Source organism: Sporosarcina luteola (genome assembly GCF_007991495.1).
GTDB classification, from domain to species: Bacteria; Bacillota; Bacilli; order Bacillales_A; family Planococcaceae; genus Sporosarcina; species Sporosarcina luteola.
In genome coordinates, this window is sequence record NZ_BJYL01000031.1 from 1 (window position 1) to 13,547 (window position 13,547).

General features: G+C 40.4%; 11 protein-coding genes and 1 pseudogene. 4 read left to right on the forward strand and 8 right to left on the reverse strand.

Annotation, left to right across the window (positions count from 1 at the left end):
* Positions 1-816 precede the first annotated feature (816 nt).
* Positions 817-2,868: a putative bifunctional diguanylate cyclase/phosphodiesterase gene (locus SLU01_RS11565; RefSeq protein ID WP_170232685.1), complete on the reverse strand. Its 2,052-nt coding sequence runs from the start codon at positions 2,866-2,868 to the stop codon at positions 817-819.
* 219 nt (positions 2,869-3,087) lie between these two features.
* On the opposite strand from SLU01_RS11565, the gene SLU01_RS11570 reads away from it, so the two are divergent.
* Positions 3,088-3,558, forward strand: a complete 471-nt coding sequence (locus tag SLU01_RS11570; RefSeq protein WP_246110967.1) for a YkyB family protein — start codon at positions 3,088-3,090, stop codon at positions 3,556-3,558.
* A 40-nt stretch (positions 3,559-3,598) separates the two neighbouring features.
* On the opposite strand, the pseudogene SLU01_RS11575 reads toward SLU01_RS11570, so the two are convergent.
* The 5 genes and pseudogenes from SLU01_RS11575 to SLU01_RS11595 form a co-directional block, all read right to left on the reverse strand.
* Positions 3,599-4,474, reverse strand: a pseudogene (locus tag SLU01_RS11575) (NAD(P)-dependent oxidoreductase); the annotation flags it as partial.
* A gap of 143 nt (positions 4,475-4,617) precedes the next feature.
* On the reverse strand, positions 4,618-5,859 hold the full coding sequence (locus SLU01_RS11580; protein WP_147058468.1) for a hypothetical protein: 1,242 nt from the start codon (positions 5,857-5,859) through the stop codon (positions 4,618-4,620).
* A complete protein-coding gene (locus SLU01_RS11585; RefSeq protein WP_147058470.1) occupies positions 5,802-7,010 on the reverse strand; it encodes a DUF58 domain-containing protein in 1,209 nt (402 codons plus the stop codon). The genes SLU01_RS11580 and SLU01_RS11585 overlap by 58 nt, the downstream gene beginning before the upstream one ends.
* A complete protein-coding gene (locus SLU01_RS11590) occupies positions 7,010-7,945 on the reverse strand; it encodes an AAA family ATPase (protein WP_147058472.1) in 936 nt (311 codons plus the stop codon). The genes SLU01_RS11585 and SLU01_RS11590 overlap by 1 nt, the downstream gene beginning before the upstream one ends.
* Positions 7,946-7,971: 26 nt before the next feature.
* Positions 7,972-8,139: an aspartyl-phosphate phosphatase Spo0E family protein gene (locus SLU01_RS11595; protein ID WP_246110968.1), complete on the reverse strand. Its 168-nt coding sequence runs from the start codon at positions 8,137-8,139 to the stop codon at positions 7,972-7,974.
* A 341-nt stretch (positions 8,140-8,480) separates the two neighbouring features.
* On the opposite strand from SLU01_RS11595, the gene SLU01_RS11600 reads away from it, so the two are divergent.
* Both SLU01_RS11600 and SLU01_RS11605 read left to right on the forward strand, forming a co-directional pair.
* Positions 8,481-8,669 (forward strand): YkvS family protein, encoded by a 189-nt coding sequence (locus tag SLU01_RS11600; RefSeq protein ID WP_147058476.1) that lies wholly within the window; start codon positions 8,481-8,483, stop codon positions 8,667-8,669.
* Between the two features lie 48 nt (positions 8,670-8,717).
* The gene (locus tag SLU01_RS11605; RefSeq protein WP_147058478.1) at positions 8,718-9,347 is read left to right on the forward strand and encodes a hypothetical protein; all 630 of its coding nucleotides are present in this window, start codon (positions 8,718-8,720) and stop codon (positions 9,345-9,347) included.
* A gap of 277 nt (positions 9,348-9,624) precedes the next feature.
* Here the strand turns inward: SLU01_RS11605 and SLU01_RS11610 are convergent, their stop codons facing one another.
* Complete coding sequence (locus SLU01_RS11610) at positions 9,625-10,065, reverse strand: MarR family winged helix-turn-helix transcriptional regulator (RefSeq protein WP_147058480.1); 441 nt, start codon at positions 10,063-10,065, stop codon at positions 9,625-9,627.
* Between the two features lie 79 nt (positions 10,066-10,144).
* On the reverse strand, positions 10,145-11,572 hold the full coding sequence (locus SLU01_RS11615; protein ID WP_170232686.1) for an ATP-binding protein: 1,428 nt from the start codon (positions 11,570-11,572) through the stop codon (positions 10,145-10,147).
* A 188-nt stretch (positions 11,573-11,760) separates the two neighbouring features.
* Here SLU01_RS11615 and SLU01_RS11620 point away from each other — a divergent pair, with 188 nt between their 5' ends.
* A complete protein-coding gene (locus SLU01_RS11620; RefSeq protein ID WP_147058484.1) occupies positions 11,761-13,503 on the forward strand; it encodes a B12-binding domain-containing radical SAM protein in 1,743 nt (580 codons plus the stop codon).
* The last annotated feature ends 44 nt before the right edge of the window (positions 13,504-13,547 follow it).

The following is a 13,547-nucleotide window of genomic DNA, read 5'->3' on the forward strand; positions in this document are numbered from 1 at the left end:
GGGGGGGGGGGGCGGTGAGCCTCCTCGGTCGCTTCGCTCCACTGCGGTGTCTCACCTGTCCCGCTAATCCCCCAGGAGTTGCCGCCTTCCGCTCCAATCAACTAATTATTCCCGTTATACGTTTGAAGATTCCTAAAAGGCAGTCTGGACTTTGTCTTCCACTAATAAAACCGGTTTCATTTTTTAAAATGGGGCAATTGGCCAAACCAGCCTGGATTTAATCGGTGAGTTAGGTGACATTCGATGCTTTTAGAATCTGAGTCAGATCAATGCATATGCAGGGAATCAATTCAATAATATCAATCGGGCAAGCTCTAGTATCAGATTGGATTAATAATTGAGGGAACGTTAGGTTGAGGAAAATCCTTATTTCACGATCATGACAACGATCTTATCGTGAACGAAAAGATATAATTCAATCGTAGATTATTATGACCCTTTTAGTAAACCCCACTATAGCACATCAGACCTAACAAAAAATCAAATATTCGTTAGGTCTATTTGTCTTAACTATTTTTATTTACCCGGATCCACCTGTTGCTTGGAGTGGAGGCGCTCGACTCCTGCGGGAATAGCATGAGCCTTGAGACCCCACAGGGCGCATGCCTTTCGCGACCGAGGAGGCTCAAGCCATGCCCGCGGAAAGCGAGCGCCGGAACGGAAAGCAACAGACTGTTGACAGCACTTTGTCCCTTTAGTTCATTCAAATAGAATAAATCAGAAAAACAATTGACTACAGGAAAGAAAACATCCGCTTGAAGCGAAAATCCGGTTTTAAAAAAAATGTCCTTCATTTTTGTTGAAGGACAGTTTTTATTAAGACCATGAAAAATACTTTTCAACTACTTGCGCAGCCGGAATCGCCTTGCTGTATAAAAACCCTTGCGCTTTATGACAATCCGCCTCTTTAAGAATTTGAGCCTGTAAGTCTTTCTCTACACCTTCAGCAATTACTTGCATACCAAGATTATGTGCAAGATTAATAATCGTCTTAGCGATTGCTTCATTCTTTTCATCCAGCTCAATGTCCTTAATGAACGAACGGTCAATTTTAATAATATCAATTGGATATTGTTTTAAATAACTGAGAGATGAATAACCTGTACCAAAATCATCAACCGAAATGGTCACACCAATTTTCTTCAGCTTTTGTAATGTTGACAGTGTATCCCTCATATTCATTAAAGCGGATTCCGTTATTTCAACCTCAAATGAGGATGCATAGATCCCGTATTTTTCAATTAAGCTTTTAGCTTTCTCTGCGAACTCACCTGTGCGGAATTGCTTCGGCGAAATATTAACTGCAATTCGCACTTGGCGAAATTGTTTATCCTGCCATTCTTTCAATTGCTTGCATACATTTTCCAATACCCAGTCCCCTATTGTATGAATGAGACCGGATTCCTCGGCCATCGGGATAAATTGCGCTGGTGAGACAAAACCGAACTTCCGATTATTCCACCTTAATAACGCTTCAAAGCTATCAATTTTTCCCGTTTGCAAATTGACTTGTGGTTGGTAATGTATTTCAAGTTCATCAAATTCAATGGCACGACGCAGATGGGATTCCATTATGGCGGCATCCGTAAACGAAGTATTCATCTCTTCTTTATAAAACCGGTAATGGGAACGTCCGCGCTCCTTTACAAATAACACAGCTTGTTCCGCTTTTTTCAACAAATCATCCAATCCTGTTCCGTCATCAGGATAAACGGAAATACCTATTGATGATGAAATGAAATATTCTTGATGCTTGTAATAAAACGGCTTTGTGAAGTCGCTTAAAATTCGCTGTGCAATCTTTTCCGTTTTTTCAATGGAATCATTTCGAAGCAACAAGATATATTCATCGCCTCCATTTCTATAAAGTTTGCCTGATTGCGGGCAGACCATTTTGATTCGTTCAGCGATCATTTTCAAGATTTCATCAGCACCCGTCCTTCCAATTGAATCGTTAATCATTTTAAACCGATCCAAATCCAGGTGAACGAATGAAAGCTTTTCATCACTGCGGAGCGCATATTCTGCATCCTCTTCGAAATGCTCCTTTAATGCTCGACGGTTCCATAACCCCGTTAATTGATCATGGTAAGATAAAAACAGTAATCTTTCATTATTTTTCAGATGGGAAGATGTATCCCTTAAAATCAAATGAATTTCCTCTATATCCCCTTGAACCCAAACTGGAATCGTTTTCAAATAGGCCGTTAAATATTGTCCTTTCTTGTGGGAAAATGTGATGCCTTCCATTTCGATTGATTCTCCTGAAAATGCGGAATATAGGAATGAACCAAATTCCTCCACCTTCTCTTCCCCGATCAAATCGAAAATGGATCGTCCGGTCAATTCCTTCAAACGGTAACCGAACGTCTGATGGACAGATAAATTTGCATATGAAATTCGATTTTGACGATTGACTGTAATGATCGGGTCAAGATTATGATTAATGACCGACATATACTTTTGTTCATATTCCCTTCGCAACTTCTTCTCCATCATTAACTCATCTTGCGATCTTAATTCAATAAGAAACAGTTGATCATACTCATCAGACTGTTGCCTATACATATTCATCTCATGCAAACTGGCTTTGTCTTCTATGGAAAAAGAGCAATACGTTTTCATATGGGATCTGTTTTTAAATTCAGCAAATTGTTTATTGATTGTCTTCCAATGCTCACCAAAAAAATCAGCCGTTCCTTCACCAGGATTCCCATCAAAAAACCGGCATGCTTTCTGATTCGCCCCGACAACCTTCCATTTATTATGCTGCATACATCCAATTAAGATAACAAGGTCAAAAGGATGGTTGTAAAAGTATGTATCCATTGTTGTGCCAATAGGTTGTTCCACTGAATTATTCTCCATGAATACCTCCATACTTACTGCTTCTTGTACTGTTGGTTTTTTACTTTTATCCTATCCTATTATTCTACTTTATTTTACAAGTATACCTTTTTATTCGACAAAAAAATAGTCTTCCCTGAATCTTTTCATATCTTTTGACTCTTTACTTTGCAAATGAATCGGAAATGATTATGATAGAATGAAGATGAGAATATTTCACTTTAGTGAGGGGGGAATCCATTGAAGAAAGAAGATATGGTACGTCAACTGGCTATTGCTGTTTACACTGTCAACAGACATGCAAAAACAGCGCCGGATAATCGGGAACTGTATGCGTTAAAAAACAAAACGATCGAGCGGCTCCTTCAATCAGGGGATGCTCAAAAAATCGGATTGCATTTTATTGATAATCCTCAACTAAGCAAACAAAGCTCGACTGTACTCGTCAAATGTGGTGACTTCCTCTTTCATACCTTACCAGAAAAAGGAGACTTCACGTCCCTTCCCCATCTAGGTGAACAAGATCAGACTTTCAGAAATCCGCAAGAACGGATGAATTTGAAAGCCGCTAAAGAGTTATTAGTCAATTTTGTCGGCGAACAAAAGACGCCTGTAAAAGTAAACAAGAAAAGCTTTACTTCCCCCAATCGAAAAAGGACAAAGATAACCAACACCCAACCCTTCCGTTCATCTTATTTGGATGGAAAATAAAGCCGCCTCTTATTCAATTTTGAATAAAGGCGGCTTTCGCTTAATCGATATACTGTTTGTACAATACTTGTGTGCCCTTCTCGCCATATCCCTCTTCAATAAGGTTATTGTACATATCCCGAGCCAAACGGAGCCCTGGAAGCGGCAAGTTCATTAATTCGGCTTCCGATAAAGCGATATTCATATCCTTCAAGAAATGTTTAACGTAGAATCCCGGCTCAAAATCGCCCTTGATCATCCGTGGGGCCAAATTCGATAAGGACCACGAACCAGCCGCGCCAGACGCAATCGATTGAAGGATCGTATCCGCATCCAGTCCTGCTTTCCTCCCATACGCCAATGCCTCACATACGCCAATCATATTCGTGGCAATCGCAATTTGGTTGCACATTTTTGTATGTTGTCCAGCACCCGCTTCTCCTTGATAAACAATCTGCTGACCGAAAACTTCTAGCAAAGGAAGGACTTGCTTAAACGTTTCTCTTTCGCCCCCACACATGATCGATAAAGTTCCATTCTTTGCACCGACGTCTCCTCCTGAAACAGGAGCATCGATGGAATTGACTCCTTTTCGAGCGGCATCTTCGGCAATTCGCTTTGCCAGTGCCGGACTGGAAGTGGTCATATCAATTAATACTGCACCCTTTTGCGCATTGGCTAAAATGCCGTTATCTGCGTAATACACGTCTTCTACGTCCGATGGGTAGCCAACCATTGTAAAAATGATTTCTGCATCATGCACGGCTTGTCCAACCGTCTCGCTCCATTTAGCTCCCATGCTCAGTACCGACTCGGCTTTTTCTTTCGTGCGCGTAAAAATCGTCACTTCGTAATCAGCTTCCAACAAATGCTTAACGATGCTGCTCCCCATTACGCCCGTGCCGATAAATGCTAGTTTCTTTTTTCCCATTTGTACCCCTCCACATTTTTCTTTTCAATTCCATTATAATCTAAAGAAACAAAAAAAGGAGGACAGATCCTGTAAAAGGGTCTGTCCTCAAAAGGGGGAAATGAGAATGTTGCTGTGTTCAATTATAATGTCCCCCGTTTCAAAACATCTTAAACATCTTTTTTAAAAAAACTTTCTTTTATTCTCTCCAAACTTTGAATAAACAAATTATGTTCACGTTCAGATGGAACGCGCGAACCATATCGAACATCATTGTATGTCGATAATATATTGTCGTTCTGTTCCCAGCCCATCCGTTGGAACCACTCTTTTACAGTTTCTCCATGTAATCGATTAAACTTAAAAGTTTGGGCTTCCTTCTCGAATTGTTCAAATGATTTCCGTACTTCGTCCCTTGCAGAAGAATAGTCATACAACATACTTTGCTGATTCGTTTCATTTTCCTTTTTCCCCTTAAAAGAAAAAGAGTATGCTTCCTGTTTTTCACCAAGGCGGCCATTTTTCTTTTTCCTGATCAGAATAATTACCACAGCGATTAAAACGGCCAGCGCTATTGCGAGGGTCGAATATTCAAATATGGAAGATGTTGCTCCGAAGGTCGTCAATTCATCTTGCATTTCAGGGTCAGGGATACTTTCAAGTTCTTCCAAGTTCTCTTCGATGAAACGTTCAGAGCCCGATTTAAAATATTCTATAATAGGTTCCATCGCTTTTCCGAACAATGTGAATATGCCACCGAAAAGAAATCCAAACGTCTTGATGAATAGTAACCGGACAGGCTTAAGAGCAAACAGGACAATTAAAAACACAGATACTCCTAGTCCCAGAATAATACCTAAAACCCTTCCAGCTTCCACCACTTTGAAATTACGTAACTGTCTGCTATTTACTGCAATTGTCATCATCCGGATAAAATAGAACAAGAATGACGTGATCAAATAGATAATCAAAAGTTGCTTCATTAATTGCTGTGGATTCTCGAATACGAAAAACAACCTTGTGAAGAGGGAAAAAATGATTAACGCGGCTGTGTTAAAAGCGAAAAAAGGCCAGCCGTTAATTCGTGAACCATTAAAATTAGCTTCGGTTCTCCAGAGCACAAATACAAAAGATACCACTATAAGCATCAGCGGAGCCCCCATTAACAGCAGAGGCACTATTACTCCTAAAGAGAATCCTATCCCTAAACCGAACGAATAATCCCGGGAATAGAACAGTAAATAGGAGAGCACTCCAGCTACTATTGCGAGAAGCAGCCAAATATATGGCATGATGGACTTAGGATCCGCCAATAAGAATACGAATAAATAAGTCAGAAGAAACAGCTCGACGACTAGGCGCTCGGAAAGGCTGAATCGGTTCCGGTCTTTTTCAAAACTGGATTGTCCCATTCATTTCCACTCCCTTCGCTTGAGGTATCCATGATGACCGTGTATCGTTTTGACCACTTTTGTGCAACCGCGCCAATCTTATCATTTTCATGCGTTATCAATACGATTGTTTCCGGAAGTTGCCCGCTGCTTTCCATATTTAAAAGCATATCTTCATAACGCATTTTGGCATGTTTTTCAGATATTTTAGCAAGCATAACCATTGTTTTTTGGAATTGGATTTTTCCCGTTCCACTCGGTATTTGTAAAAATGGCGTAGCCCCGAATGTTCGTAAATTGATAGCAACGGAATAAGGAATGTTGTTTTGATTGCAATAATCCGCGTAAGAAACGAGTCGTTCCACCTTTTTCTCGAAATCCATATATCCTCTATCTTTCTCAAGTGCATTTAGGATCAACGCCACACTTTGCGCACTGACAGGGAGAAACTCCTTTGTTTGCAGTTTTTGCATCTTTGCACTTGCCGTCCAGTGGATTTGATCGAAACGATCCGTTGGGACATAATCACGGGTTCCAATCATTTGCAAAGTGTCAGTGAAGAGTGACTGCTTCTGTTCTACTTCCCCCGGCTTGAACGGAGATGACTGCAGTTCTCTTCCAAGTGGTGTCACACGCGGATAAACTAAACTTTGGTACGTAATCGGATCTTTCAGTTCCATATTGACAGAGCCTTCACCAAAAAGATGTGGGACTTCTAAAATCAGTCTTGTGACCCGCGACATCCCTCTCTTTTTACCTTCGAGAGGAATCCGAATTTCGACTTTCTTATTAGAACCTACGGCAAATGGGACAGATAAGTCATAAATGCCGCTATAATGTTTCCGATTATCAGTGCTCGGAGCAACGGGGTCTTCAATAGAGAGTATCAAGGTCCCATTCCAAATCGGGACCTTCCCATTTTCAAACTCCATGATTAATTCTTCCTCGCCATCTACCAATATACGCTTCTGTTTTGCCTGGAAGTTGACTTTCAAATCATTGCCTACCTTGGCAAAGTATACGTTCTGGAATGCAAGCATTGCAAAAACCGCTCCGAAGCTTGCCGCCAGCCACGGTTGTAAAAATATGAAAGCCCAGACAAAAAATATACCCGTAAAGGCCATTCCTAGATGAATTGTCTTAAAGCCATGCTCATATCGTATCCAGTTCATTAAACCGTAGCCTCTAATGGAGCTGGAATGGAACTGATTATTTCTTGCAATACTTCTTCGATACTCTTCGTCAATACCCCTTCCGTCGAAAGCTCCATGCGGTGTAACGCTGCTGGAGCGATAATCGCCTTCACATCATCCGGCGTCGCATAATCCCTGCCTTCAATATATGCTTTTGCACGTGTGGCACGAAGGATTGCGAGAGCAGCACGTGAACTCAAACCAAGTTCTAAAAATGGGTGTTCCCTTGTTTCCCGAACGATTTTCAAAATATACTTTTCAATATCTTCATGGACTTTAACGGTATGAGCTTCTGCCGCCCATCGAATGACAGTGTCTGCATCGATAACCGTATTTGTTTTTATATCCCCAGGCTTTTCACCGTATTGCTTTAAAATCTCATGCTCTTCTTCAAACGTTGGATAATCGATATTCAGTTTGAATAGGAAACGATCTAATTGAGCGGCTGGCAAAGGAAATGTACCTTGCTGCGACTCTATTGGGTTTTGTGTCGCGATGACCATGAATGGCTTTGGTAACTCCATCGTTTCACCGTCTATCGTCACTTGTTTTTCTTCCATTGACTCAAGAAGACTCGACTGTGTCCGCGGCGTTGCGCGATTTATTTCATCCGCTAATAAGATATTTGAAGAAACAGGACCTGCCTTTAGGATAAATTCCTGTAATTGGGGGTTAAAATAACGAATTCCTGTTACGTCCGACGGTAAAACGTCTGGTGTAAACTGAACACGTTTAAATTCTCCCTTGAATGCGTTCGCAAAACTTTTAGCCATCATCGTCTTACCAGATCCAGGCACACTTTCAAGTAAAACATGTCCTTCTTGCAATAGGGCAATTAACATCAAATCGAATTCTTTCTCTCTACCGATTACAGCCCGATTCAGTTCATCCTTAAATTCTTTAATAGTTACCAATCCAACCACCCTTTCCCATAACCCATCTATTCTATTGGTAGGTATTCACTTTCGAGAGAGTTGTAGCCATTGATCAGACAATCAAGCTCTTCGCTTAATTTCAAAGTATCTTTTGAGGTAAAACCTGTTTGTCCCGCGGTAATGATCAATTCCTTGCGCTTCTGTTCTATTTTCTCTTCCAATTTTTGTTTCAAGCGCAACCCCTCCGAATATAGAAGATACCTAAAATAATATTATACATGAATATTAAGACAAATAGCAATTCAATTAACGACATTTTCCGACAATAAAAAAAAGCGCAGGGCGCTGCTTAGAGTCGACAGGCATAAGTCAAAGATACGGAGTGGCGCCCTTTGCCACGCAGTTGCTTTGCCTTATGACCCGAGACTCTGGCGCCCGAAGCTGGATTGATGAAAAAGCGCAGGGCGCCAGGAGTTGGAAAAAAAAAGCGTTTTATTTTAGTATTAAAAGCTTTACGTCACTCGTTTTTTAAGGCAAACTATAAAGGATAATCTGTTTAAGGAGCTGGTTCACTATGAAAATTGCAGAAGTTGGAAATATTATAGAGTTTAAAGATGGTTTACAAGGGATCGTTGAAAAGGTTAATGAAAACTCGGTGATCGTCGATTTAACATATATGGAAAACTTCGATGAACTCGAGCTTGAAGAAAAGACCGTTATCAATCATAAACGCTATACGATTATTCATGGCAGTGATGAGTGAAACAAAGTTGCACGACAAACGTCCAATTAGGTATAGGAGGGATTTTCAATGAAATTAAATTGGAAAGTTTTATGCACAGGATTTGCAGCTGTGATTCTCCTTACGGCTTGTGGGACGGATGCAAATCCAAAAGAAGACACAAACTCGAATACTTCGGGACAAGTCACTGATAGTACCAATGGAAGTTCGGCAGACAACAACGATTCAGCTAATGTTAATGAAGCAGATGGAAACGATGCATCTGACAACATGACTGAAGCTCAACTAACTGAAAGTGATGAGCAGTCATTTTCACTAGAAGTTTTGCCTGAATATACATTGACGAGTGAAGAACCTGGACGAGATAGTTTATATGCGGAGCAAAACTCGAATGCCTTTATGCGAATTGAAACAAGAGCGATCGAAGAGGGTGCTTATGACAATTTGTTAGGGAATATGAAAGAAGTTTTAACCGCTTCAAGCGACGGTATGGAACCTGAGGAAGTCGAAAACATCTTTACAGCTGCAGACGATAATGAAATTAAAAACGTCAAAGCATTTAAAGTAGAAACGAACGAAGGTCCAGTCACAGGTATCCTATTTGAGAAAGAAGATAAAATCGTTAGACTTACCATTTTCGATACAGTTGAGGAAGAATACAAAACAGACTTCATCAACATGGCGCAAACCATTAAGTAATAAACAAAAGCGTAGGGCGCCTGCTTAGGCGCGACAGGCATAAGGCGAAGATGCGGAACGGCGCACTTTGCCGTGTAGTAGCTTTGACTTATGACCCCGAGCCAATCGAACTGCGAAGTGTTCGATTTGCCGTATTTCTGCGATTTTTGCAGAAATTAAGGCATCCTTCAAGCGCCCGGAGCTGGATGATAAAAAGCGGAGAGCGCCTGTCGCCTGAAGCTGGATGATAAAAAGAAAAAAAGCCGAGCAGCTGATGGGCTGTTCGGCAGTTTTGTGTTTACGAAAGATCTTTTACAGATAGCCCTAATTTCTTAAGCAGTTCAATCGCCGTATCCTGTTCCTCATCGGTAAGAGTAGACATTAAGGATTGAATGTTTTTTTCGTGGGATGGAAAAATCTTTTCGATCAGGTCCTTACCAGCTTGTGTAATGGACATATAAGTGATTCTTTTATCCTCTGTACAAAAAACACGTTCCAATAGTCCTTTTTTTTCGAGTTTATCAACAACATACGTCATCGAACCACTGCGCAGCAAAATCTTTTGTCCAATCTTTTGAATCGGCTGTCTGCCCTTATGATATAACAGTTCAAGCACTGCAAATTCGGTAGGATTAAGCTCATATGTTTCTATTAATTTATTCGCTTCTTCCAAAACGACCTTACTCGCCCTTGAAAGAACGATAAATAATTTTAATGCGCGTTCAGTATCTTTTCCCATTAGTTCGTTTCCACCTTCTAGTTTCCTACAAACGTTTTGCCACTATTATATCTGACAGATGAAGTTAATGTCAAAAAGACTAAATGACAGATTGCTTTCTTGCTAATTTACGACTAGCTTCATCAAGCGCCCTAGGAAATGTCAAAGTGAATTTCGTCCCCACCTCAACCTGGCTTTCAACGGAAATCGTTCCCCCATGGTCCTCTACTGCTTTCAGGACAAAAGGCAAGCCTAGTCCCGTTCCTCCTGGTTTCGAACTAAAAAAAGGCATGAAAACTTGGTTTACTTGATGACGCGTCATACCTTTTCCCGTATCCGCAACGAGTAGGACGAGTTTTTCTTCTCTTTCCGAAATCTGGATGGTGAGCTTTCCACCGGTTTTCATTGATTCCAATGCATTTTTGAATAAATTCAGAAGGACCTGTTTAAACTTATCCGGATCCCCATATATAAGCGGGTCTTTGTTCAATTCCACTGAACTTATCACTTCAATTCCATCCATCACTGCTTTTGGCTGCAAAATTGAAACCATATCGCTAACTAGTACCTCCAGCGAGAATATGGATTTCCTTTTTTTAGACGGTTTTGATAGGACAAGCATCTCACCTAAAATCGATTCCATTCGATCGATTTCATCTTCAATTACAGATATATAACGGATGGAATCCTCTGTTGCAGATGCTTTCAGCAACTGGGTAAATCCTTTCAATGTTGTGATTGGATTTCTGATCTCGTGTGCAATACTTGCTGCAATTTGTCCGATTGCGGATAATGAACCCGAATGAGCTAATTGTACTTGTAAGTTCTCTTTTTCCGTTGCATCTGTCATATGGATAACAAAAAAATCCGTTTCCTCGTCATAAAATGTTATAATACGATAGAATCTTTTGTCCTCCACCGATTTCTGATACTTTATAACAGATTCGACACACCCTTGTTCTGTAGCCTGTTCGAGGCAATTTGGAAGCTTCTCAATATTTTTAGGATCAAGCAAGGAAAAAACTTTAGTAATAGGTTCACCGACCAGTTCCTCTCTAGATTGGTCAATGTAAACTGTATGCATTTCATTAACATCCAATATTTCACCTTCACGGTCAACCAATAACATGAAGTTTGCGGATTGTTTGAAGATATTTATATACGTTTTAAGAGAAGGTATCTTTTGGGGGTCCAAGACATCGAAAAGCGCGATGATTTTATTGATATCTGGGTAATAAAAAAACTGCACATCAATCTTTCGCTTTTTCTTATACAGGATTTCCATCGGTAATATTTCCATTCGTATTTGGTCTGATTCTGCTGCTTTCGCTGCAAACTCTGTCCAAGCATATAAGGATGACGAGTCAATGACTTCATCGATAGTACGTCGTATTTGATTGTCGAAATGGATCTTAAATGGCTCATTTTTGTAAAGTATGTTTCCATTCAAATGCAAGATTAAACCTGGACGGAAACTTTCATCCAATAAAAACGACATGCTTTTTGCTATTTTATCAAGATTACTCAAATGGATGCCTCCTTCGCCTTTTACAAGACAGTATGTAAAATAACGAGATTTCATGCAAGTTAACTTTGTTTTATAACACTCTTGTTTCAGATTATTTCATATTATCAGTCAAAGTTATATAGTACGGAAGATCTGAATTGAGAAATGCAAGCATGAGCTAAAAGTATTATATTAAAAGGAGCAACAAAATGAACATAGTCCTAACGACTTTGAATGCAAAGTATATTCATACTAATCTCGCCATCCGGTATTTGAAATCATATGTCACACCTGAATACGAACCAATTCTCTCAGAATATACAATCAAAGATCCTATATTGAATATTGTATCAGATATTCATCAAAAAAAACCGAATATTGTTGGATTTAGTTTGTACATATGGAATATTGAGGAGTCTATAAAAGTCATCAGGGTCTTAAAGAAGACGAATCCTGGATTAGTCATTGTTGCCGGGGGTCCTGAAGTGACTTACGACTATGATAAATGGCTGGAGAAAGTTCCCGAAATCGATTTTATCGTCATCGGTGAAGGAGAAAGGACATTTAAGCAATTACTCGATTACCATGCTGGGAAGATCGACCTGAAGGATGTACAAGGCATTGCATATATAGAAGAAGGCAAGCTAAAATCTACAGCTCCCGGACCGAAACTTGACTTAAGGGATTCCCCCTCACCTTTCAGATTCGAAGAGGACATTCCACATTTACCTAATCGGGTCACATACATCGAGACGAGCCGAGGCTGTCCGTTCTCATGTCAATTTTGTCTCTCTTCGATCGAAGTCGGCGTTCGTTACTTTAATCGTGAAGGAATTAAGGAAGATATCCGTTATTTGATGCAAAACGGCGCGAAGACAATTAAATTTGTCGATCGCACATTTAATATTAGTCGAAGTTACGCTATGGAAATGTTCCAATTTCTAATTGATGAGCATCTGCCAGGAACAGTATTCCAATTCGAAATAACCGGTGACATTATGCGTCCCGAAGTGATTAACTTCTTGAACGAAAACGCACCGGAAGGACTGTTCCGCTTTGAAATTGGTGTCCAATCGACAAACGATCTTACGAATGAACTTGTCAAGCGAAGACAAAATTTCGATAAGCTTTCACGCACTGTAATGATGGTGAAAGAAGGCGGCAAAATTGCTCAGCATCTTGACTTGATTGCCGGATTGCCCGAAGAGGATTATGATTCATTCAGAAAAACATTCAATGATGTGTTTGCGATGCGCCCAGAAGAATTGCAACTAGGTTTCCTCAAATTATTAAGAGGGACGGGTCTGCGCATCCAGGCCGAACAATATGGTTATACGTATATCGATGAGGCGCCTTATGAAATTCTATCCAACAACGTTTTGACATTTGACGATATTTTACGCATCAAGCAAACGGAAGATGTACTTGAAAAGTATTGGAATGACAATCGAATGCCAAGGACGATCGAATACCTTGTAACTGAAGTGTTCGAAACACCTTTTGACTTCTTCCAGCAATTCGGTACGTTTTGGGAAACAAAAGGCTGGTCGAGAATTGGGCACCAGCTGCAGGACTTATATACGCGACTGGAAGAGTTCCTTATCGACTATGGCACAGCAGATATGAGGATCATACAAAGCCTGATGAAGATCGACTATTTAGCGCACCACTCCTTCCAACCGCGCCATATCTGGTGGAAAGATGATTTGAACCCGGATACAGTGTCGATGCTCGAACGATTGATTCTGGACGACACGGAGCTCTTAAACAGAACGACAACACCGACCCGCCTCAATGAGAGGAACATTCGAAAGCACACGTTCATTACACCCGTTGCGATTCGACCGAATGATAATGACTTTGTCGAAGAAGACGGCTATCTTGTCTCCTTCTTCTGCCGGGGACATCAACCACAATTCCATTTTCTTGAACTCGCGCATATTGAAGTTTAATTTATCTAGTAAAACGAAGCAGTAAAATGTTCATAGCAAATTCT

Excerpts from the sequence above, each read along its gene's own strand:
- SLU01_RS11565 (WP_170232685.1), bottom strand. The coding sequence starts at position 2,868 with ATGGAGAATAATTCAGTGGAACAACCTATTGGCACAACAATGGATACA.
- SLU01_RS11580 (WP_147058468.1), bottom strand. The coding sequence starts at position 5,859 with ATGGGACAATCCAGTTTTGAAAAAGACCGGAACCGATTCAGCCTTTCC.
- SLU01_RS11585 (WP_147058470.1), bottom strand. The coding sequence starts at position 7,010 with ATGAACTGGATACGATATGAGCATGGCTTTAAGACAATTCATCTAGGA.
- SLU01_RS11600 (WP_147058476.1), top strand. The coding sequence starts at position 8,481 with ATGAAAATTGCAGAAGTTGGAAATATTATAGAGTTTAAAGATGGTTTA.
- SLU01_RS11605 (WP_147058478.1), top strand. The coding sequence starts at position 8,718 with ATGAAATTAAATTGGAAAGTTTTATGCACAGGATTTGCAGCTGTGATT.
- SLU01_RS11610 (WP_147058480.1), bottom strand. The coding sequence starts at position 10,065 with ATGGGAAAAGATACTGAACGCGCATTAAAATTATTTATCGTTCTTTCA.
- SLU01_RS11620 (WP_147058484.1), top strand. The coding sequence starts at position 11,761 with ATGAACATAGTCCTAACGACTTTGAATGCAAAGTATATTCATACTAAT.